Origin of the sequence: Salimicrobium humidisoli (assembly GCF_002295105.1) — a bacterium.
Classification (GTDB): Bacteria; Bacillota; Bacilli; order Bacillales; family Halobacillaceae; genus Salimicrobium; species Salimicrobium humidisoli.
Genome location: NZ_NSGH01000014.1, coordinates 39502 through 60957, shown reverse-complemented (window position 1 = coordinate 60957; position 21456 = coordinate 39502). Strand labels below are relative to the sequence as shown.

The 21456-nt window shown below is 47.9% G+C and carries 21 protein-coding genes; 1 reads left to right on the top strand and 20 read right to left on the bottom strand.

Going from position 1 to position 21456, the window contains the following annotated elements:
• Positions 1–12: 12 nt before the first annotated feature.
• The 5 genes from priA to remA all read right to left on the bottom strand — a co-directional run bounded on the left by priA (position 13) and on the right by remA (position 4810).
• Complete coding sequence (gene priA, locus CKW00_RS09700; protein ID WP_095822405.1) at positions 13–2418, bottom strand: primosomal protein N'; 2406 nt, start codon at positions 2416–2418, stop codon at positions 13–15.
• Positions 2415–3611, bottom strand: a complete 1197-nt coding sequence (coaBC, locus tag CKW00_RS09695; protein ID WP_095822404.1) for a bifunctional phosphopantothenoylcysteine decarboxylase/phosphopantothenate--cysteine ligase CoaBC — start codon at positions 3609–3611, stop codon at positions 2415–2417. Before coaBC ends, priA begins: the two co-directional genes overlap by 4 nt.
• Positions 3612–3688: 77 nt before the next feature.
• Entirely contained in the window at positions 3689–3916 is a 228-nt protein-coding gene (gene rpoZ, locus CKW00_RS09690) for a DNA-directed RNA polymerase subunit omega (RefSeq protein WP_008589805.1), read from the bottom strand.
• Positions 3913–4533 (bottom strand): guanylate kinase, encoded by a 621-nt coding sequence (gmk, locus tag CKW00_RS09685; protein WP_008589803.1) that lies wholly within the window; start codon positions 4531–4533, stop codon positions 3913–3915. The genes rpoZ and gmk overlap by 4 nt, the downstream gene beginning before the upstream one ends.
• A gap of 13 nt (positions 4534–4546) precedes the next feature.
• Positions 4547–4810 carry an extracellular matrix/biofilm regulator RemA gene (gene remA / locus CKW00_RS09680; RefSeq protein ID WP_008589801.1) on the bottom strand — a complete coding sequence of 88 codons (264 nt, stop codon included), beginning with the start codon at positions 4808–4810 and terminating at the stop codon, positions 4547–4549.
• Positions 4811–5026: 216 nt separating this feature from the next.
• Between remA and CKW00_RS09675 the strand changes: the two genes are divergently transcribed.
• Positions 5027–6766, top strand: coding sequence for an Rqc2 family fibronectin-binding protein (locus tag CKW00_RS09675; protein ID WP_095822403.1), 1740 nt, complete (start codon positions 5027–5029; stop codon positions 6764–6766).
• 109 nt (positions 6767–6875) lie between these two features.
• On the opposite strand, the gene pyrE is transcribed toward CKW00_RS09675, so the two are convergent.
• From pyrE to CKW00_RS09600, 15 genes are all read right to left on the bottom strand, one after another.
• Positions 6876–7484, bottom strand: a complete 609-nt coding sequence (gene pyrE / locus CKW00_RS09670; protein WP_095822402.1) for an orotate phosphoribosyltransferase — start codon at positions 7482–7484, stop codon at positions 6876–6878.
• 1 nt (position 7485) lies between these two features.
• Positions 7486–8172 carry an orotidine-5'-phosphate decarboxylase gene (gene pyrF / locus CKW00_RS09665; protein ID WP_095822401.1) on the bottom strand — a complete coding sequence of 229 codons (687 nt, stop codon included), beginning with the start codon at positions 8170–8172 and terminating at the stop codon, positions 7486–7488.
• Entirely contained in the window at positions 8169–9071 is a 903-nt protein-coding gene (locus CKW00_RS09660; protein ID WP_095822400.1) for a dihydroorotate dehydrogenase, read from the bottom strand. Before CKW00_RS09660 ends, pyrF begins: the two co-directional genes overlap by 4 nt.
• On the bottom strand, positions 9068–9784 hold the full coding sequence (locus CKW00_RS09655; protein ID WP_095822415.1) for a dihydroorotate dehydrogenase electron transfer subunit: 717 nt from the start codon (positions 9782–9784) through the stop codon (positions 9068–9070). Before CKW00_RS09655 ends, CKW00_RS09660 begins: the two co-directional genes overlap by 4 nt.
• A 1-nt stretch (position 9785) precedes the next feature.
• On the bottom strand, positions 9786–12989 hold the full coding sequence (carB, locus tag CKW00_RS09650) for a carbamoyl-phosphate synthase large subunit (protein ID WP_095822399.1): 3204 nt from the start codon (positions 12987–12989) through the stop codon (positions 9786–9788).
• Positions 12976–14064: a glutamine-hydrolyzing carbamoyl-phosphate synthase small subunit gene (gene carA / locus CKW00_RS09645; protein WP_095822414.1), complete on the bottom strand. Its 1089-nt coding sequence runs from the start codon at positions 14062–14064 to the stop codon at positions 12976–12978. Before carA ends, carB begins: the two co-directional genes overlap by 14 nt.
• Positions 14064–15338, bottom strand: a complete 1275-nt coding sequence (locus CKW00_RS09640) for a dihydroorotase (RefSeq protein ID WP_095822398.1) — start codon at positions 15336–15338, stop codon at positions 14064–14066. The genes carA and CKW00_RS09640 overlap by 1 nt, the downstream gene beginning before the upstream one ends.
• A complete protein-coding gene (locus CKW00_RS09635; RefSeq protein WP_095822397.1) occupies positions 15286–16206 on the bottom strand; it encodes an aspartate carbamoyltransferase catalytic subunit in 921 nt (306 codons plus the stop codon). Before CKW00_RS09635 ends, CKW00_RS09640 begins: the two co-directional genes overlap by 53 nt.
• A 10-nt stretch (positions 16207–16216) precedes the next feature.
• A complete protein-coding gene (locus CKW00_RS09630; RefSeq protein WP_095822396.1) occupies positions 16217–17578 on the bottom strand; it encodes a uracil-xanthine permease family protein in 1362 nt (453 codons plus the stop codon).
• A 141-nt stretch (positions 17579–17719) separates the two neighbouring features.
• Positions 17720–18262 (bottom strand): bifunctional pyr operon transcriptional regulator/uracil phosphoribosyltransferase PyrR, encoded by a 543-nt coding sequence (gene pyrR, locus CKW00_RS09625; RefSeq protein ID WP_076570305.1) that lies wholly within the window; start codon positions 18260–18262, stop codon positions 17720–17722.
• A 142-nt stretch (positions 18263–18404) separates the two neighbouring features.
• On the bottom strand, positions 18405–19313 hold the full coding sequence (locus tag CKW00_RS09620; protein ID WP_095822395.1) for an RluA family pseudouridine synthase: 909 nt from the start codon (positions 19311–19313) through the stop codon (positions 18405–18407).
• Positions 19310–19783, bottom strand: coding sequence for a signal peptidase II (gene lspA, locus CKW00_RS09615; protein WP_095822394.1), 474 nt, complete (start codon positions 19781–19783; stop codon positions 19310–19312). The genes CKW00_RS09620 and lspA overlap by 4 nt, the downstream gene beginning before the upstream one ends.
• 114 nt (positions 19784–19897) lie before the next feature.
• Positions 19898–20665 carry a YlmH family RNA-binding protein gene (locus tag CKW00_RS09610; RefSeq protein WP_095822393.1) on the bottom strand — a complete coding sequence of 256 codons (768 nt, stop codon included), beginning with the start codon at positions 20663–20665 and terminating at the stop codon, positions 19898–19900.
• 74 nt (positions 20666–20739) lie between these two features.
• The gene (locus CKW00_RS09605) at positions 20740–21009 is read right to left on the bottom strand and encodes a YggT family protein (protein ID WP_093104949.1); all 270 of its coding nucleotides are present in this window, start codon (positions 21007–21009) and stop codon (positions 20740–20742) included.
• Positions 21010–21015: 6 nt separating this feature from the next.
• A complete protein-coding gene (locus CKW00_RS09600; RefSeq protein WP_095822392.1) occupies positions 21016–21456 on the bottom strand; it encodes a cell division protein SepF in 441 nt (146 codons plus the stop codon).

Sequence of the window (21456 nt, the reverse complement as noted above, 5' to 3'; positions counted from 1 at the left end):
ATATCCTTCCCTTTACATAAGCTGGTACGGTTGAAAATCAACGATAATCTGCAAACCGTTCTGCTCTTTCATTTCGCTTTCGTAATAATTCATAATTCTCTGAACATACTTCTGCTGGTCCGGTTCTGATTTGTATTTTACCATTGTTTGATACCGATATCTATTATTGATCCGCTCAAGCGGGGAAGGCGTCGGCCCCAGTACCTCGGCAGTTTCCGAGAGATTCTGCTTCAGATATTGAGCGATTTTTCTGGTGACTTCCTGCGCCTGGAATGTGTTGGGGTGCGAAACAGTGAGAAGTGTCAGGTAATAAAAAGGAGGGTAATGAAACATTTTTCTGTACTTCATCTCCTCCTCGTAGAACCGGTTGAAGTCGTACGTACTGGCCAGCTGGATGCTGTAATGGTCGGGAGTGTATGTCTGAACGACCACCTCTCCCTCTTTCTCGTGCCGTCCCGCTCGGCCGCTCACCTGGGTTAACAGCTGAAACGTCTTTTCGGACGCACGGAAATCCGGAAGATTCAACAGGGAATCTGCAGCTAGAACTCCTACAAGCGTGACGTTCCCGAAATCAAGCCCTTTGGCTATCATTTGAGTGCCTAGCAGGATATCCGCTTCATTGTTTCCGAATTTTGTGAGCAGCTTCTCATGCGCCCCTTTTCGCCTCGTAGTATCTACGTCCATCCGAATAATTCTGGCTTCGGGAATCAGCTGTTGAAGATGCTCTTCCACTTTCTGCGTTCCCGTACCGAAATACCGGATCGTTTTACTTTCACATTCCGGACATTTCGAGGGCATCGGTTTTTCAAAAGAACAGTAGTGGCATTTCAGACGTTCCTGATTCCGATGATACGTCATGGAAATATCACAGTACGGACATTCGACGACGTGGCCGCAGTCCCTGCACATCACAAAAGTGGAATAACCTCTCCGGTTCAGGAACAATACGGACTGTTCTCCCTTCTGGAGACGTTCTTCAAGTTTTGCTTTCAACGACTGGGAAAACATGGACCTGTTCCCTTCGTGCAGTTCTTCTCTCATATCCACCAGTTCCACTGTCGGCATAGCCTGTTCATTCATGCGTTCAGGCAGTTCAAGAAGCCGGTAATTTCCTTTTTGTGCTCTGGCGAAACTTTCAAGGGAAGGAGTCGCCGACCCGAGCACTACCGGGCAGCCATGTTCCGAGGCCCGCTTCAGAGCTACGTCCCTTGCATGGTATCTCGTCCGGTCTTCCTGTTTATAACTCGTTTCATGCTCCTCATCGATGATGATGAGACCGAGGTTTCTGAAGGGGGCAAAAATCGCCGAGCGGGCTCCGACTACAACCTGAACGTCCCGCCGCTGGATTTTTCGCCATTCGTCATACTTTTCCCCGGCGGAAAGCGCACTGTGTAATACTGCCACTTTAGATCCGAATCTGCCTTTGAATCGTTCCACCATCTGCGGAGTGAGTGCTATTTCCGGCACCAGCATAATCGCTTCTTCTCCACGTGCCAGAACTTCCTGGATGGACTGCATGTAAACTTCCGTCTTTCCGCTTCCGGTCACACCATGCAGCAGATATACATCGGGTTTTTCATTCTTCACCGAATCCACAATCTCATCCATAGCCTGCTGCTGATATCGGGTGAGCGGGGGAGAGCTCGTACTCTCAAAGGTATGGCCTTCATAAGGGTCCCTTAAAATTTCCTGGCTATAGGATTGTAAATATCCTTTCTTCAGGAGGGGGTTCAGTGAAGCATCCGTCGTCTTTACGAAGTTCAGTAAATCTTTTTTCGGAATAGGATCTGGGTAATCCACGAAAAAGTCGATCAGAGCCCGCTGTTTTTTTGCCTGTGCAGGTATCTCTGCAATCAGTTCCTCTAATCTCACCGGGTCCGCTCCCGGTTCAATTACAGTGATTTTCCGTTTTGTTTCTTTACTTTTCACTTCATAACGTACATCGAGATAGCCGTCATCCACCCACTTCTTTAAGTGATGGTATTTGAAAGAAGAAGCTTCCCATTCCTCGCTCGTAAGAACGTCCTTCCCCTGGAACAGAGTTTCCAGCTCTTCGGGAAGATGTTCTTCCACTCTCCATATCTCTTTTTTATATTTAGCTTTCAACACCTGTGGAAGCATTACCTGAAGACAGGAAATATAGAAGCTGAGTGTCCGGGAGGCAAGCCATTTCCCCAAACGCAGAAGTTCAGGGGTAAGGACGGGAGTAACATCCAGCACTTCCTCCAGAGATTTGACTTTCTCCACATCGGTCCTCTCTTCAAACCCTACAACGTACCCAAGTATTTTCCTCGGACCGAATGGTACAATCACCCGCATACCTATGTCGATCACATGGGTGAATTCTTCCGGGATTAAATAGTCAAAAGGCCGGTTCGTCTGGTTCGTCGGAACGTCGACGATCACTTTAGCGATCATACATCCTTCATCTCCTCGGCGATTCTGTAAAGGATCTCTTTCGCCGTTTCCTGCTTATCAAGAAGTGGGAGGGTCTCCTCATTCCTTTTGCTCATCCAGATAACCCGGTTCGTATCTGCGGCGAATCCCGATCCTTCTTCGGAGACATCGTTGATGACGACAGCATCCAGGTTTTTACTTTCCATTTTCTGTCTCCCATACTCTTTCACCTGCTGCGTTTCTGCTGCAAAGCCTACGAGGAACTGATCCTCTTTCCGTCTCCCGAGCTCTTTTAAAATATCGGTCGTACGTTCCATGCTTACACCTAACGCTTCGTCTTTTTTCTTCATCTTGTGTTCGTAAGTTACGGAAGGGCGGTAATCCGCTACAGCTGCCGTTTTGATTGTCACGTCCTGCCCCGGGAAATGTTCGATTACCGATTCAAACATATCGGAGGCGGAAGTGATATCGATTCTGTCCACCCCCGGCGGAGTCTCCAGATTTACGGGCCCGCTTATAAGGGTCACTTCAGCTCCCATCTCGGCGGCCTGCCCTGCAAGAGCGAAGCCCATCTTCCCGGTGGAGGGATTGGAAAAGAAACGTACCGGATCTATTTTTTCCCTTGTTGGTCCTGCTGTAATAAGAATTCTCTTTCCCTGTAATACTTTCGTCCTTTTCATTTCATTCTCGAGTACGGCTATGATCGTTTCAGGCTCCTCAAGTCTCCCTTTACCTACGTATCCGCAGGCGAGATACCCGTCCCCCGGTTCTATAAATTTGAATCCGAAGCTGTTCAGCTTCTTAAGGTTGGAGATGACCGAGGGATGCTGGTACATGTGCACGTTCATGGCCGGGGCTATATAAACTGGAGCTTCCGTTGCCAGTAAAGTCGTCGTGAGCATATCATCAGCGATGCCGTTCGCAAGTTTTCCGATAAGATTGGCAGTAGCAGGAGCCAGCATAAACAGGTCAGCCCAGTCGGCCAGATCTACGTGCTGCACTCCCTCCGGATCCTGTTCATCAAAAGTGTCGTCGTACACAGGCTGTCTTGATAACGCCTGGAAAGTGGAGGCACCGACAAAGTTTTTAGCGTGATCCGTCATGATCACTTTCACGACTGCCCCCTGCTGCGTTAGCTTACTTGTAAGCGAAGCTGCTTTGTAGGCGGCGATTCCGCCTGAAACCCCAAGTACTATCTTCTTATTCTCAAGCATAAACGGTCCCTCCTCAGGTAAAATCCTCTGCTATAAACAAGAGCCGCGCTGTCCACGCGGCTCTTTCTCTCTTACTATTAATCTTTTTCCGTACGCGTGTGCACTTTATCCGAATATGAATAGGAAAGTTCCCCTTCTTCGATTTCCTGCAGTGCGACACCGACAGACTGTGGTGACTTCGTCTTTTCAACGAGCGGTTCTGCTCCCTGCTTCAGTTCTCTCGCCCGGCGGGCAGAGAGAGCTACGAGGGTGTATTTTGAACTGATCTGCTTTTGCAGAGAGTCGATGGACGGTTCAAGCATCATGTTAAATCCTCCTCCAGTGCCTGTTTATATTGTTTTGCAACACGGCTTCTTTTGCAATGTTCACTTAGTACGACGGACTGTACTTTAGAGACGGCATGGTCCACGTTATCATTGACGATGACATAATCATAATTATCCATCATATCGATTTCGTCTCTTGCAGCTTCCAGTCTCGCCTTAATTTTCTCCTCCGTTTCCGTACCCCTGTTCACGATTCTGTCTTTCAGTTCTTCAAGGGAAGGAGGAATGAGGAAAACGAATACTCCCTCCGGAAAGTTTTCGCGAACCTGCAACGCCCCATTCACTTCGATTTCCAGAAATACGTCCTTACCTTCTTCGAGAGTCTGCTGCACATACGCTTTCGGTGTGCCGTAATAGTTATTCGCATACTCCGCGTACTCTATCAGTTCGCCCTCGGAGATCAGTTTTTCGAATTCGTTTCTCGTTTTGAAGAAATAATCCACTCCATCTTTCTCACCTTCACGTGGTGCTCTCGTAGTCATGGAGATCGAATATCTGAGGTCAGTATCCTGTTCAAAAAGAGCTTTGCGGACCGTCCCCTTTCCGACACCGGATGGGCCGGATAATACAAATAAAATACCTTTTTCTTTTATCACACCGCTTTTCCTCCTAGTTATCGTCAGAAATTTCTTCGTGACTCAGCACGCGTTGTCCCACTGTCTCCGGCTGTACTGCGGACAGGACTACGTGATCGGAATCTGTTACGATCACGGCACGTGTGCGCCTTCCATATGTAGCATCGACCAGCTTGTTGTTATCTCTTGCAATAGTAATAATCCGTTTGATAGGGGCTGACTCAGGGCTCACAATTGAAATGATGCGATTCGCTGAAACGACATTTCCGAAACCTATGTTGATTAGTTTTAAACTCAAATCCGTATCCTCCCAACAACTTTTGACTAACACTATATTACCCTTATTATAGGCGATTCCAAGCGTTTTCCTCAAGTGATACGCCGGATAATTTAGATGCTTTTCATTTTGTATTCCACAACCATGCAGTATAGTGTAACAAAATTTTTCGGTTTGTGCGATACTTGAACGTACGTTTGTGTTCCGTGCTATACTGTGACAAGAGGTGAAGACATTATGGCATTCGACGGAATCGTAACACGCGCAACGGTTCATGAACTGAACGAAACACTAGAGACAGGAAGAATCACTAAAATATATCAGCCTACGGAAACAGAACTCGTATTTCAGGTGAGAAAAGACAGGACTAACCATTCGTTACTCGTTTCCGCCCACTCTGTTTACTCGAGGTTCCATTTGACGGAAGATTCGTACGACAACCCTAAGCAGCCCCCTATGTTCTGTATGCTCCTGAGAAAGCATCTTGTGGGAGGTTTTCTTGAACGGGTCGAACAGATAGAGAACGAACGGATCGTACACATGCAAGTTCGTACGAAAAACGAAATAGGCGACGAGACGCTTAAAACGGTAGTTATAGAAATCATGGGCAAACATTCGAACGTAATGCTCGTGGACCGGGAAGGCGGACACATTCTTGACAGTATCAAGCACCTGCCGCCGGCCCAGAATACGTACAGGACCATTATGCCCGGGCAACCCTACATCGCACCACCCGGTCAGGGAAAAATTTCCCCACTGGATCTCGATGGAGAGGATATCGTGCGTAAACTGGATTTCAATTCAGGGAAGATGGACCGGCAGCTTCTGAATATCGTTATGGGTTTCTCTCCTGTAATTACGAAGGAACTCGTTTACAGAGCCGGTCTCGGAGACGTATCCGGGTTCAGTGAAGCTTACGATTCATTAAAAGAACTGATCACGTCCCATTCCTATACACCTGCTGTTTATGAGGGGGAGAAAGAGACTTTTCACGTTCTGCCACTTGAACACCTGAATGCCGACCGCACGGTTTATACCTCTGTCAGCAAAATGCTGGATGCTTATTATTCCGGAAAAGCGGAACGGGACCGGGTGAAGCAGCAGGCAGGGGACCTGCACAGATTCCTTAAAAATGAAATCGACAAAAACCACCGCAAAATCAAAAAGCATAAAGAAACGTTGAAAAAATCAGAGGCTGCCGAGGATTATCAGAAACTGGGAGAACTTCTTACAGCTCACATGCACATGGTCAAAAACGGAGACGCCGAGGTGACGGTAACGGACTATTACAAAGAAGACCAGCCCGATCTCGTCATCGACCTGAACCCTAACAAGACGGCGAGTCAAAACGCGCAGAACTTTTTCCAGACTTATCAGAAACTGAAAAACTCAAAAATATACGTCGAAAAGGAAATCAGGAAAACTGAAGGGGAAATCGAGTACCTGGAAAGACTTCTTCAACAGGTGGAATCCGCAAGAACCCAGGACGTGGAAGAAATCAGGGAAGAATTGCGGGACGAAGGATACATGAAAAAACGTGCGAACACCGGAAAAAGAAAAAACAAAAAACAGAAACCTTCGCCGGAGAAGTACACTGCTTCCGATGGCACAGAACTGTACGTAGGGCGAAACAACCTGCAAAATGAGTACGTAACCAGCAGACTCGCTAATAAAGAAGATATCTGGCTGCACGCAAAAGATATCCCCGGGTCTCACGTCGTCATTAAAGACAACGACCCTGCAGAGGAAACTCTTACGGAAGCAGCTCAGCTGGCAGCCTACTTCAGTAAGTACTCGGCTTCTTCTTCGGTCCCTGTCGATTACACGAAAATCAAATATGTGAAAAAACCTTCCGGGGCTAAGCCGGGATTTGTGACGTATGATCGGCAGAAAACCCTTTTCGTCACTCCGGAAGAAAAATCGATCAGACAACTGCGACGTAACGCTGAAACCGGGAACCGGCCATCCGGACAGTAAGGAGATAAGATTCTCATAAGCGAAAAACTCATTCAGGCCCGGCAGGCCAGGAGACATTCTCCTTTTCTGCCGGGCCTTTTCTGTCATTGCAAAGAGCAGCTTCCGGAACTTACTTGCCCTTTTTCTCCTTCATCGAGCTCCGCCAATTTTCCAGAACTCTTTTATTCTCTTCATTCAGGTTCAAAGCATCGATCAGTTCCGAATAAGTGAGTAAAGAGCTGTAAGAAAGATCCGCCTCACGGAATACATCTGCTGATTGTGGCAGTTCGTATGTAAATATACTTAAAACTTCCTTCACGTGCGCCCCGGTATCCTTCAGTGCTGCTGCAGCCTGCACAGCCGAACCTCCGGTGGAAATGAGATCCTCGATAACGACGACCCTCTGTCCCGCGGTAATTTCTCCTTCAATAAGATTCTCTTTTCCATGCTTCTTTTTGGACCCTCGCACATAGACCATCGGCAGCCCGAGTTCTTCAGACAACCACGCTGCGTGAGGGATGCCTGCCGTTGCACATCCTGCGATCACGTCCACTTCCCCGGGCAGCTCTTTGATTCTGGCTGCAAACTGCCTGCATATTTCCTTTCTGACGGACGGGTAAGAAATGGTAAGACGGTTATCACAATATATCGGGGATTCAATACCGGAGGTCCACGTGAAAAATTCAGCGGTGTTAATTTGAATAGCTCCGATTTCCATTAATGCCTCTGCTAACTTCACTTTATCCAATCTCCCTTCGTATCGCTTCATATATTTCTTTCGGATTATCCGCTTCTGTAACGGCTCTCCCCACTACAATGGCGGTCGCCCCCTCCCGCTTCGCTTCCTCCGGAGTAGCTGCACGTTTTTGATCGTGCTTACTTTCCGTTTCCAGACGTATACCGGGAGTGAGAGTGAAAAATTCTCTTTTTACACGGGTGTTTATCATCTTCGCCTCGTGCACGGAGCACACCACCCCGTCCATGCCGGATTCCTGTGCCTGCAGAGCGAGATTCATTACATTCTCCTTCAGACTCGAAGGAATGCCAAGCTCTCTATTCAGCATCTCCTCCGTAACGGAAGTCAGTTGAGTAACTGCCAGTACCACCGTATCACCCGCAGCCCGCCCGGCACGCTTCATCATCTCTTTTCCGCCCTGGGCATGGACGGTGAGCACTTCTATATCCAGAGAGACAAGACTTCTCACCGCCCCCTCGGCCGTAGCCGGAATATCATGAAGCTTTACATCGAGAAAGACCGGATGCCCCCTCTTCCTCAATTCACGAACAATAGCAGGCCCCTCTTTATAGAACAGCTGCATTCCTACCTTAACAGGAACTTTTTCAAGATTGTGCGTTTCCAGAAACTCGAGCGCTTCCTCTTTCCCGGGGAAATCAAGAGCTATATAAAGTGGACGTAACGTTTTCAATAGTGAGCCCCTCCAATCGCTTCTTCCACAGAAGAAAAACCGTAATTCCGGAGCACTCCGGGTAAATCAGCAATTATTTCGGGCATGACGAACGGATTGTGGAAATTCGCTGTACCAACAGCCACAGCAGATGCCCCGGCCAGTAAGAACTCCAATACATCTTCAGCAGACCCGATGCCTCCCATGCCTATAATAGGGATGGAGACGTACGGATAAACTTCGTAAATCATACGGATAGCTACAGGTTTGATTGCAGGACCTGATAAACCGCCTGTCTGATTATGAAGCAGGGGACGTCTCCTCTCTTTCAAAATCTGCATTCCGGTAATTGTATTGATCATGGACAATCCGTCCGCTCCTGCCTGTTCGCAGGCCACTGCCATCTCCCTAATATCTGTCACGTTCGGAGAGAGTTTTACATAGACCGGTACTTCCGATACTTTTTTCACTTGTCTTACCACGTTTGAAGCGAGGTGAGGGTCGGTTCCGAACTGGATTCCTCCTTCTTTCACGTTCGGACAGGAAATATTCAGCTCAAGCGCCTGTACATGCGGAGACATTTTCTTGGCTGTCTCTGTATATTCTTCAGGGGAGGACCCTGCTATATTCGCGATTTTCGGAAGTGCATATCCGTTCAGAAACGGCATTTCTCCGTTTATTATTTTATCGACACCCGGGTTCTGTAATCCGATAGCATTCAGCATACCACTTGAAGTTTCGGCGACTCTCGGTGTTTTGTTACCCAACCGGGGCTCTTTCGTAGCAGCTTTCATAATTACCGCTCCAAGAGTATCGAGATCATAGAACTGCGCATATTCTTTACCGAAACTGAAGCATCCGGAAGCAGGCATGACGGGATTTTTCAATTCCAGTCCGGGCAGATGTACACGTAAACTCATGGCAGTTTCACCCTCCCCTTCGGAAAAACAGGTCCGTCCTTACATACGTTGACGTAACCGTCATCCGTGGTTTCGACAGTACAGGCGAAGCAGGCCCCGATAGCACAGCCCATCCTCTCTTCCATGGAATTATAGCCGGGGATCGCAAGTTGTGCTTCCAGAGCTTTCAGCATGGGGTTCGGCCCGCACGCATAATAAACATCAGCTTCCGGATCCAGCCATTTCGTAACCAGTCCTTTTTCACCGGAAGAACCATCGTCTGTGACTACCGTCACTTCTGCATACTCCTCCATTTCCCTTCTGTAAAAAACTTGATTTACAGATTTGAAACCTAATACAGCACTGACTTTTTTGCCATCCTTATGCAGCTCTTTTGCAAGCCAGAGTAATGGGGGCACACCGACCCCTCCCCCTACAAGCATCACCTTTTCCTGCTCGGGCAGAGTGAACCCGTTTCCAAGGGGCCCGAGAACGTTAACCGTATCCCCCCTCTTTTTGTTCGTGAGGGTTCGTGTACCTTCCCCGAACGTCTTATAGACCACGGTGATCTCCCCTCCGGAAGAAGAAGCGAGTGACAACGGACGTCTGAGCTGATGGGGAGGATCGACAAGGATGTGCACAAACTGACCGGGCTCTGCAGGGAAAAAAACATCAGTCTGCAATGTTATTTCGTACGTACACTCGGAAATTTCTCTATGGTTCACGACTTTCATATCATACGTCTGCACTTGTTACCAACCCCTTTCGATTTGATAACGGCCTTGATGTCAGGCTCATGGATTTCAATACATCCACGGCTGCAGATGCAGTATCCACGCTTGTAAAGCATGCTTTCCCGTACTCCACAGCTTCCCGCCGGATACGGAACCCGTCCGTGTGCGCCTTCCTCTTCCTGTTCAACGTATTAATGACCATCTGTACCTTCTGTTCCCGGATAACTGCCAGGACGCCTCCGTCCTCATCCACTTTTCCTACAGTTGTAACCGGAAGATTCCTTTCTTTTAAAAACCTTGCCGTTCCGGCCGTGGCAATTAAATGAAAACCCAGATCGACGAGCGTGGCTGCCAGCGGTTCCACTTCCTTTTTATCTTTATCCGCTACGGTCAACAGAACGCTTCCGTGTTCCGGAATCTTCATACCTGCTGCCATCATACCTTTGTAGAGCGCTCTTTCCAGATCTTTATCGTATCCGATCACTTCTCCCGTCGATTTCATTTCGGGTCCGAGGGTAGTGTCGACACTTCGTAATTTTTCAAAGGAAAACACAGGTACCTTTACATATATGCCTTCTCTTTCAGTCACAATCCCGGTAGAGTAGCCTTCGTCCGTAAGTCTCAGACCCGTCATCACTTTCGTAGCCAGTCCGGCCATCTGTATTCCGGTGATTTTGCTCAGGAATGGAACCGTACGGCTGGCACGCGGGTTGACTTCGAGTACGTAAACTTTCTCTTCCTGGACTACGAACTGAATGTTGATCAGTCCTTTTAAAGGCAGGTTTTTCGCTATCTTTATCGTTGCTTCTTCCAGTTGTCTGATCACTTCCTGCGAAAGATTTTGAGGGGGGTATACCGCCATCGAGTCACCCGAATGGACGCCCGCCCGTTCAATGTGCTCCATGATACCCGGTATAACCACATCTTTCCCGTCAGTGATCGCGTCAACTTCCACTTCTTTACCGGAAAGATATTTATCTATTAATACCGGATGACCATTGGAGACGAATTTCGATAAGTAATGAGTCAGCTCTTCCTCCGAATAGACGATTTCCATGGCCCTGCCCCCGAGGACATATGAGGGACGAACGAGAACCGGGTAACCGACAGCCTGCGCCACACGGTAGGCGTCCTCCTTCCCGTCCACGCTTTCCCCTCCGGGATGACTTACCCCGAGATTATTCAGCAATCGTTCGAAGGAGCTCCGATCTTCCGTCTGCCTGATGGAGTCGATGGTCGTTCCGAGAATCCTCACGCCTCTTTCCTCCAGCCCGTCCGCCAGATTCACCGAAGTCTGACCGCCGAACTGCAGAATCACCCCTTCCGGCTGTTCGAGATCCACAACGTTCATGACATCCTCTACAGTGAGCGGTTCGAAATAAAGTTTGTCGGACACACTGAAATCCGTTGAGACAGTTTCAGGGTTATTGTTGATGATGATCGCTTCATACCCCAATTCTTTTAACGCAAGGACCGAGTGGACCGTAGCATAATCGAACTCCACGCCCTGGCCGATACGGATGGGTCCGGACCCGACAACAAGAACTTTTTTTCTCTTAGTTACATCTGATTCGTTGAAAGTTTCATAAGTGGAGTAGTAGTAAGGAGTCGCCGACTCAAACTCCCCTGCACACGTATCCACCATCTTGTAGACAGGAGTGATACCTTCTGAACGTCTCTTTTCACTGACGTCTGCCGCGGTGGTCTTCAGCACGCGTGCAAGATGACGGTCGGAAAAACCCTTTTCCTTGGCCCGGCTGATCAGTTCGGTACTCCAGCCTTTCTCTCCGATTTCTTTCTCCAGAAGAAGAATGGAGTCGATTTTTCTAAGAAAGAAACGGTCTATCTTCGTTTTTTCGTGAATAACTTCGAGACCGATTCCTCTTCTCATCGCTTCAGAGAGGATGAACAGACGCCTGTCGTCCGCTCTGTGCATCTGTTCAAGCAGTTCATCGTCCGGGAGACCGGTGAAGTCGGAATCATAGAAGTCACCGTCATTCTGTTCAAGAGAGCGCACCCCTTTCAGAAAAGCCTCCTCAAATGTACGCCCCATTGCCATCACCTCGCCGGTCGCCTTCATCTGTGTACCGAGTATACGGTTACCGTCCTCGAATTTGTCAAAAGGCCAGCGGGGGATTTTACATACGACATAGTCGAGAGAAGGCTCGAAGCAGGCAGTAGTCGTTCCTGTAACCGGATTACGGATTTCATCAAGGCTCATACCTACGGCGATTTTGGCTGCGATCTTGGCAATCGGGTACCCGGTAGCTTTTGATGCGAGAGCGGAGGAGCGGCTGACCCTTGGGTTCACTTCGATGACGTAGTAATCGAAGCTCTCCGGGTCCATCGCAAGCTGAACGTTACATCCCCCCTCGATTCCGAGTGAACGGATAATTTCTGTGGAGGCATTCCTCATTATCTGATAATCCCGGTCACTCAGCGTCTGTGTCGGAGCTACAACAATCGAATCCCCCGTATGGATCCCTACCGGATCGACATTTTCCATAGAACAGACGACGATACAGTTATCCTTTTTGTCGCGCATCACTTCCATTTCTATTTCTTTGAAGCCGGCAATGTTCTTCTCTATGAGACACTGATGCACCGGCGAAAGATCAAGGCCACTTCTTACAACTTCCGTGAGTTCTTCTTCGTTTCTGCAGATGCCTCCTCCGGCTCCTCCCATCGTATAAGCCGGACGTACGATCACCGGGTAACCGATATGTGCTGCGGAAGTTAAAGCTTCTTTTGTCGTTGATACGATATCACTTTCGGGGACAGGCTGCCCGATTTCTCTCATAAGAGACCGGAAAAGTTCCCTGTCTTCTGCTTTCTGGATTGCATGAAGAGAAGAACCGAGAAGTTCAACGTTCATCTCTTTAAGGACCCCTGACTCATCCAGCTCCACGGCCAGGTTCAGCCCGGTCTGCCCTCCGAGTGTCGGAAGCAGTGCATCGGGACGTTCTTTACGGATGATTTTTGACAGAAAGTCCACCGTCAGGGGTTCCATGTAGACCTGGTCGGCGAACGTGTAATCAGTCATAATCGTTGCCGGGTTGGAATTGGCCAGGATGACTTCATATCCTTCTTCTTTCAGCGACTGACAGGCCTGGGTACCTGAATAATCGAATTCTGCAGCCTGACCTATAACAATAGGTCCGGAGCCTATAACGAGGATTTTTTTTATATTCTTATGTGCGGACATACGTCTCCTCCTTCCAATTACGTACGATGCTTAAAAATCGATCAAATAAGTGGCCGGTGTCTTCAGGACCCGGGGTACTCTCGGGGTGGTACTGAACGGAAAATACAGGATATCTCGCATGTTCCAAAGCTTCCACCGTATCATCATTCAGAGAATACTGAGTGATTTTCAATTCAGTTGACATAATTGAATTATAATCAACTGAATAACCATGATTCTGGGATGTCATATAAGTCCGGTTATTGACTTTGTCAAATACAGGCTGGTTTACCCCGCGATGGCCGAAGTGAAGTTTTTCCGTCCTCGCTCCGCAAGCTCTGGCAATAACCTGATGTCCCATACAGACACCGAAGACAGGTACCTTGCCGATCAGCTTTCTTACTGTCTCTGTCGCCTCCGGTATGTGCGCAGGATTGCCGGGGCCATTTGAAAGAAACACTCCATCCGGTTTCTGCCTCATTATTTCTTCAGCGGAAGTATTATAAGGTACTACAGTAATGTGACAATCTCTCTCGGTAAAAGCTCGAAGCAGACCATTTTTCATCCCGTAATCGACGACTACAATCCTTTCCCCCCGATGAGGGATGACGTAGGGTTTATCAGTAGAGACACTCGCCACCTGATCAGTCGGAAGTTCATACTTGCTTATCTCCTCCAGTACTTCCCTTACATTCCTTTCACTGCTTGTGATAACTGCCTTCATCGTTCCGGTTTCTCTTATGATTTTTGTGAGCTCTCTCGTATCGATTCCGCTTATTCCGGGAATCCCTCTCGCTTTCAGAAAAGAATCCAGCGTCTCTTCATTCCTGAAATTGGACGGGTATTCACAATGTTCCTTAACCACCACTCCCGATAAAGACGGAAAGATAGTTTCAAAATCATCCCGATTTATTCCATAGTTTCCGATAGACGGATATGTAAAAGTTATTATCTGTCCGTAATACGAAGGATCGGACATTACTTCCTGATAACCGGTCATACCGGTCTGAAAGACGATTTCTCCTATTACATCCTTTTCGCTTCCGAATCCGTTGCCGCTGAACACCGTGCCATCTTCAAGAACGAGTCGCTTCATCATTTATTCCACCCTTCCCAGGCGATGTGCCCTTCTATCATTGTGCATTTTGGAATACCGCTCACTTTCACCCCGTGGAACGGGGTATTTTTTCCTTTGGACAGGAACCGATGTCTGTCGATTTCCTCTTCCGTATGCAGGTCAACGAATGTGAGTGTTGCAGGCTGTCCATGTTCCAAAGTTCTCTGACTCATTGAAAAGACTTTTCTCGGTTTTGCCGTAAGCCATTCTGTAAGCTGCCCGGTCGTCCAATGGCCGTTTTTGACAAAAGTCGTGTACAGAAGAGGGAACGCCGTTTCAAGTCCGGTGATTCCGAAGGGGGCTTTCCTCATGCTCTGCTGTTTTTCATCCTCGGAATGAGGAGCATGATCGGTAGCTATAAAATCAATGGTTCCTTCTTCCAGACCCTGGATAAGCGCCTGACGATCTTCCTCGGAACGTAAGGGGGGATTCATTTTGTACATGGCATCATCTTTATGTATATCACTTTCATTGAGAAGCAGATGATGCGGTGTAACTTCCGCTGTAATGTTGATTCCTGCATTTTTCGCTTCCCGGATCACTCTGACCGAGGATGCTGATGATACGTGACAGACGTGGTAGTGACATCCGGTTTCGCCGGCAAGTATGGCATCTCTTGCGATGTGAACAGATTCTGCACTCGACGGGATTCCCGGCAGCCCCAGTCGTTCGGACACCTCGCCTTCGTGTACGACTCCGGAACCTGCGAGCCCATTATCTTCACAGTGAGCGACGATCGACATCCCGAGAAGGGCAGCGTTCTGCATCGCTTTTTTCATGAATGAAGCCTCCTGAATCCCCACTCCATCATCGGTGAATGCAAAGGCACCGGCTTCTTTCAAAGCTTTCATGTCAGTGAGAATTTCTCCATTCTGCCCGAGAGAAATGGAGGCGTAAGGCAACACTTCCATTACTGCATCTTTTTTGATTCTACTCATGAGATCTTCCATATTTTCTTTCGTATCGGGTACAGGAGAGGTATTCGGCATCGGACAGACGGTCGTGAACCCTCCTTTGAGAGCAGCTCTCGTACCGGATGCGATCGTTTCTTTATATTCCGCGCCGGGCTCTCTTAAATGGATGTGCACGTCAGTGAAGCCGGGTGCGACAAGGGTCCCCCCGGCATCAAAAATCTCCTCCCCGCTAACCTCTCCCATTTGTGCTTTAACCTCAGCAATCATTCCATCTTTCACACGGATTTCACATGCTTGCAAAGAGTTCTCTTTCCATCGGAACGCATTTGTTATTTTCATTGTGCTTCCCCCTCATTAATTCGTCTATTATCGCCATTCTCATGTAGACCCCGTTGTTCATTTGCGTAAATATACGCGATTTTTGACATTCCACTAGAGCGGAATCGATTTCCACGCCACGGTTAACCGGAGCAGGATGGAGAATGATGGAGTGACTCTTCATCCGCCTTTCTCTTTCTTTCGTCAAACCGTAATCCGTAAGGTAGTCAGGGATATCCCCTTCCCAGTCGTGGCGCTCTTTCTGTATTCTGAGCAGCATAAGAACATCGCTCGAAGCGACGGCCTCATCCATCGTTACGTACGTCTTCCCCGGCTCCTTCCATTCGTCGGGAGAAGAAAATTGAACCTCTGCACCAAGCTGCTTCAGAGCGTATGCGTTCGACCTCGCTACTCTGCTGTGTTTAATATCACCCGCAATAGTGACTGTCAGACCTTTAAAACAGCCGAACTCCTCATAAATGGTGAACAGATCCAGCAGACTTTGCGTCGGGTGTTCCCCCGTACCGTCCCCTGCGTTAATAATCGAGATTCCTTTGCATTCTGAAAGTTCCTGAAGAGAATCGCGCTCGGACTGCCTGATAACCAGAATATCGGTTCCTATCGCCTCCAGAGTACGGACTGAATCATACAGCGATTCACCTTTGAGAAGACTCGACTGCTCCGCTTCCATTTCCAGCACTTCCATCTGCATCCGTCTCTCTGCAACGTGAAAGCTTTGTCTCGTCCTTGTGCTCGGTTCAAGGAAAAGATTCGCTGCGAACCTTCCTTTCCACGTTTTCTGCTCGCCTCTTTTCATGCGTCCGGCATTTTCGAGAAGTGAATAAATCATTCTGTTACTTAATTGATCCATAGTTAATAAGTGATTCATGGAATCCCTCCTATGCTATTTCTTCATCCTTTTCGAACACTGATTTCTGCTGCTTCTCTTCTTCAGACCGGGGAATAATGAGGTTCAGTACGATTCCCGTCACAGCCGCAAGTGCCATCCCTCCGAGCTCTACCTGCGGAGACAGCCGGATGAAAGCACCACCCACTCCGATTACGAGAATGACTGACGTGATCACCAGATTCCGGTTATCCCCGAGGTTTACGTTATGATCGATCATCATACGAAGTCCGCTCGCCGCTATGACTCCGAACAAAAGAATGCTGACGCCGCCCATGACTGCCTGAGGTATCGAACTTATTAGAACCGTAACCATTCCTATCCACCCGAATGCAATAGCCATAACCGCTGCAAGGCCTATTACGAATACGCTGAAAACCCTTGTTACGGCCAGCACTCCTATATTCTCACCATAGGTTGTGTTCGGCGGTCCCCCGAGCATGCTCGCAATCATTGTCGCCGCTCCGTCACCGAGAATCGTTTTATCGAGTCCGGGATTCTTAAGAAAATTCCTGCCCGTCACTTTTGATAACACCATCTGGTCACCCGTATGTTCCGCGAGTGTAACGAGAGCAAAAGGCATCATAACCATGGCGATATCCAGACTGAGAACACTGAAAGGTGAATAATCGATAAAGGGAAGGAGGAAGTCCGGCGTCCGGAAGAAAGCCTGCAGAAAGCCCGTAAATGACTCGGCACCGGTCCAGTTTTCCCACTCTGCCTGAATTCCTGATGTGTCCACCACTCCGTTCACCAGTGCAAAAGTATAGCCGGTCGCAATACCGATTAAGATCGGGATAAGGCGGAATATCCCCCGCAGGAACACCATGGCTATAATTGTAGCTCCGAGTGTGACGAGAGCGGTGGTAATGTGGATAGTACTGTAAACCTTGTCGCTACCCGGTTCGTACATAGCCATGTCTACAGCAGTGGAAGCGAGCCCGAGGCCGATCACCATAATGACCGGTCCCACTACGACCGGTGGGAGCAGTTTAGTAAGCCACTTTACACCGAAGACCATGATGAGCAGGGAGGCAGCACCGTACACAAGCCCCGCAAGAAAGCTTCCGACCATGGCTCCCGCGACCCCGGAAGATTCGGAGATCTGGGTAATCGGATAAATAAAAGCAAAACTAGACCCTAAGTATGCCGGAACTTTCCCCCGTGTTATCAGGAGATAAGCAAGCGTTCCTGTTCCACTGGCTACGAGAGCTACAGAAGGAGACAGGCCGGTAAGGAAAGGAACCAGTATCGTAGCTCCGAACATGGCGAACAGATGCTGAAGGCTCAGGGCGAGCCATTTAGCCGGAGCCGGCTTCTCTTCGATATCATATACAATCTCTCTATCATTCATTCGAATTCCTCCTCTTTTTGTGCATAAAAAAATCTCTTTGCTTCAATAAGCAAAGAGATCACAGCATCGGTACATAGGTATACCCGTGCCTTACTCCTTACCTTTGAAGCCTCTCGGGACATTCATTAAAGGTACCTTTATTCATTTTTCGTAAATGACGACTTCCTCCTGCTGATCGGTCTCCTCAAGACGTACAGTCACTACTTCTTCCTTCGAAGTCGGGATATTTTTACCGACGTAATCTGCTCGTATCGGTAATTCTCTGTGACCCCGATCCACCAGCACCGCCAGCTGAATGGAGGATGGACGTCCGAGATCCACGAGCGCGTCCATTGCGGCACGCACTGTCCGACCTGTATAAAGGACATCGTCTACGAGTATTACTTTCTTATCGCTGATATCGACCGGGAGTTTAGAATCTTTCAGTTCCGGTTCATGATTGTCTGTCACTTCCTTCAGATCATCGCGATAAAGGGTGATGTCAAGCTCTCCTTGAGGAAGGGACGCCCCTTCAATATCTTCGATTTTACTTTTGATTCTCGTGGCAAGAGGAACTCCCCGCGTCTTCACCCCGATAAGCACAAGATCTTCGATGCCTTTATTTTTCTCTACGATTTCATGCGAAAGCCTTGTAAGGGTTCGCCTGATCGCTGCATCATCGAGTACAGTCGCCTTTTTATTCATAATGCATCCTCCTACACAAAAAACCTTTTCTGCACACGTGGGCAGAAAAGGTCAAAATCCGGTTCCTTCTCAGCCTCACGGGACTGTCGTTAAAGGTCTCTTATTAACTTGTTCACTATTATTACAAAAGCGCGGGTTTTTGTCAACTCGTTTCTTCCAGTTCACGCAGAGCTTTTTGGAAGTGTTCGGGCGCAGGAGCAGTAAACTTCATTCTTTCCCCGCTTACCGGGTGAGTGAAGGAAAGGGTTCTGGCATGCAGAGCCTGACCTGGAAGAGCGAGTGTTTTCCTGGGTCCGTATTTGTGGTCCCCTGCCAGCGGATGTTCGATATATCTCATGTGTGCCCGTATCTGATGGGTCCGTCCCGTTTCCAGTTTACAGGTAAGATGGGTGAACTCTTCAAAACGACGTTCTACGGTAAAATGAGTTACCGCATCTTTCCCCTCTTCCGTCACGGCCATGCGCTGACGTTCTTTAGGGTCACGGCCGATGGGAGCATCGATCGTACCGTGATCGTGGGCGATAACCCCGTGAGCAATCGCTTCATATTCCCTTTCCACAGTTTTTTCCTGCAGTTGATCCGCCAGATGCTGATGAGCCTTATCGTGCTTGGCTACCATCAGTAAACCGCTCGTATCTTTATCAATTCGGTGTACAATACCCGGACGCTCCACTCCGTTAATACCGGAAAGATCATCACAATGGTATAAAAGGGCATTTACCAGCGTTCCGCTGTAATGGCCGGCTGAAGGATGAACCACCATCCCCACCGGCTTATTCACTACAAGCACGTCTTCATCTTCGTAAACGATAGTAAGAGGGATATTTTCTTTTTCAATGGCAGCCGGTTTCACTTCCGGCACTGACCACGCAACAAGATCCCCTTCCTGTATTTTATAATTACTTTTCACGTGTCGATCATTCACAGAGACGTGGTGTTCCCTTATCCACTGCTGAACCTGAGCACGCGATACATCTTCAAGATGATCACTGAGCCACTTATCTATTCTCTTAGAAGCATCCGCTGCTTCCACTTTTAATTGTTCACTCATGACTGTTCTGTCTCCTTTTGTCTCTTGTCTTCGATAAATGTCGCTATAAGGAATAGTATAACGCCGATAGTCAAAGAAGCATCAGCAACGTTAAAAATCGGATAATTGTAGCTGCCGATGTACACATCTACGAAATCCACTACTTCTTTTCTGAACAGGCGATCGATGAAATTCCCTATTGCTCCTGCAAGAAGAAGAGCTAAAGCCACAGCACTCCATCTACTTTTTTTTCCCTGTGTCTGCATGTAGTAAATCAAAAATCCCACAATCAGAACTGTAATAATATAAAAGAAAAGCATCTGGCCCTGTAATATCCCCCATGCCGCCCCCTGGTTCCTGTGAGAGGTAAGCAGAAGAAAGGAATCTATGACGGGTATTCTCTCTCCTATTTCCATATATTTAGTTACCAGCCATTTGCTGATTTGATCTATTGCAATTATCAATAATGAAAGTCCATAAAACCGAAACATTCAAATCCTCCATCCCCTGCGAGTCCTTATTATTATATCATTTATCTATGTGAAGCCAATAGTTAGGTATATAGCGTCACACTATGCCAGGGGAGAACCATCACGAAATAGTGATCAGGACAACACCGAAAAAGTAATGCGCCATTTATCTTTCTTCGTCTGTCCCATCACTTCAGTCAGTTCGCTCCTCCCTTTTCCCCGCAAGGAGATAAGGTCTCCTTCTTCAAGCAGAAAAGAGGGGTCATCCACCGTGCGGAAGTTGACTTTCACCTGGCCTCCCTTAATATACATTACCGATTTTTTCCGAGGCATATTGTAAATCTCTTTCAGAACGACGTCTATCCGCAGAGACGACACCGTAGCAGATGAATCTTTCCACTCTTCTTCCGATGTCATCCGCGAACCCATCTCTATTTCCTTCCACGTCACCGAAGCTTTATTAATCTGCTGCAGCTGCATCTTAATAAAATCACTGATTTCGGCAGCTGCGATAATATGTATAAGCCCGTCTTTGACTATGAGATCTCCGAGTTTTTCACGCTTGATACCGAGAGACATGAATGCCCCTAATACATCCCTGTGTTCCAGGCTTACAAATTTCGCCGGGTAAGAGGCTTCCAGAAGTGTCAACTGAAAATCCTCCTCTTCAATCAACTCGTATTCCGGAGCTATAATCATGCGGCGTCTTTCTTCATCATCATTTCCGGAAAACCTCATCTGAAGGTTCGTATTACTCAGCAGGGATGCAGCAATCTGCCGTTCTCTCGGGTTGAGGAAATCCGTGAGTTTTCGCTGAAACCTCATTTCGACATCTTTCCGCCAGGCTTCCACCTGATCGATGAATGGTCTCTCTTCCTTTCTGAAGTGCTGATATATTTCCATAGTCTCCCCCTTTTCGCTCGCGCCCCGTCTAACCAATAAAGAAAAAGAACAGAAACTTCAGCTTCTGTTCTTTCTTATGCGACCATTAACATAATATATAACTGCTGAATCCCTCTTGAGGCGAAATTCAAAGTTAAAATCGCAACTATCGGAGAAATATCAATCATGCCGAGTGGCGGGATAAATCTGCGAAATTGCTCCAGAAATGGTTCCGTCACTCTGGCCAGTCCCTGCCCGAAACTGGAGTCTCTTGCTCCCGGGAACCAGGACATCAGTATATAGATGATCAGCAGCCAGCTGTATATCTGGATTGCATTGATCAAAAGAGAAAATATCAAACCCACAAAGCATTACCACCTTCTGTTAAATTCGTCCTCGTTCTGCATTATTTCGGAGATGGAACCTGAAATTTCAACGTTCTCCGGCACACAGAGGAATGTCTGGGATCCAAGCTTCTGAATATCTCCTCCAATAGCGTAAACTGTTCCGCTCAAAAAGTCCACTATCCGTTTCGCCTGGTCCCGCTCCACGCGCTGGAGATTTATGACAACTGCGCGATGACTTACAAGTTCATCCGCAACATCCTGCGCTTCGCTGTAATTTCTCGGTTCGTGTAAAACCATTTTAGAAGATCTATGGGCACTTTTCAAACTGACGACGTTCTGCTGTTTATTACTTCTGCTATTCTCTTCCGACTGGCCGGTTTCATTTTCTTCATAAGCGTCTTCCTCGACGTATTCATAATCTTCATCCAGTGTAAAAAAAGATTTGAATCTGTTCTTCATACTCAT

Excerpts from the sequence above, each read along its gene's own strand:
- priA (WP_095822405.1), bottom strand. The coding sequence starts at position 2,418 with ATGATCGCTAAAGTGATCGTCGACGTTCCGACGAACCAGACGAACCGG.
- coaBC (WP_095822404.1), bottom strand. The coding sequence starts at position 3,611 with ATGCTTGAGAATAAGAAGATAGTACTTGGGGTTTCAGGCGGAATCGCC.
- rpoZ (WP_008589805.1), bottom strand. The coding sequence starts at position 3,916 with ATGATGCTTGAACCGTCCATCGACTCTCTGCAAAAGCAGATCAGTTCA.
- CKW00_RS09675 (WP_095822403.1), top strand. The coding sequence starts at position 5,027 with ATGGCATTCGACGGAATCGTAACACGCGCAACGGTTCATGAACTGAAC.
- CKW00_RS09660 (WP_095822400.1), bottom strand. The coding sequence starts at position 9,071 with ATGAGTTTACGTGTACATCTGCCCGGACTGGAATTGAAAAATCCCGTC.
- CKW00_RS09655 (WP_095822415.1), bottom strand. The coding sequence starts at position 9,784 with ATGAAAGTCGTGAACCATAGAGAAATTTCCGAGTGTACGTACGAAATA.
- carB (WP_095822399.1), bottom strand. The coding sequence starts at position 12,989 with ATGTCCGCACATAAGAATATAAAAAAAATCCTCGTTATAGGCTCCGGA.
- carA (WP_095822414.1), bottom strand. The coding sequence starts at position 14,064 with ATGAAGCGACTCGTTCTTGAAGATGGCACGGTGTTCAGCGGCAACGGA.
- CKW00_RS09640 (WP_095822398.1), bottom strand. The coding sequence starts at position 15,338 with ATGAAAATAACAAATGCGTTCCGATGGAAAGAGAACTCTTTGCAAGCA.
- CKW00_RS09635 (WP_095822397.1), bottom strand. The coding sequence starts at position 16,206 with ATGAATCACTTATTAACTATGGATCAATTAAGTAACAGAATGATTTAT.
- CKW00_RS09630 (WP_095822396.1), bottom strand. The coding sequence starts at position 17,578 with ATGAATGATAGAGAGATTGTATATGATATCGAAGAGAAGCCGGCTCCG.
- pyrR (WP_076570305.1), bottom strand. The coding sequence starts at position 18,262 with ATGAATAAAAAGGCGACTGTACTCGATGATGCAGCGATCAGGCGAACC.
- CKW00_RS09620 (WP_095822395.1), bottom strand. The coding sequence starts at position 19,313 with ATGAGTGAACAATTAAAAGTGGAAGCAGCGGATGCTTCTAAGAGAATA.
- lspA (WP_095822394.1), bottom strand. The coding sequence starts at position 19,783 with ATGTTTCGGTTTTATGGACTTTCATTATTGATAATTGCAATAGATCAA.
- CKW00_RS09610 (WP_095822393.1), bottom strand. The coding sequence starts at position 20,665 with ATGGAAATATATCAGCACTTCAGAAAGGAAGAGAGACCATTCATCGAT.
- CKW00_RS09600 (WP_095822392.1), bottom strand. The coding sequence starts at position 21,456 with ATGAGTATGAAGAACAGATTCAAATCTTTTTTTACACTGGATGAAGAT.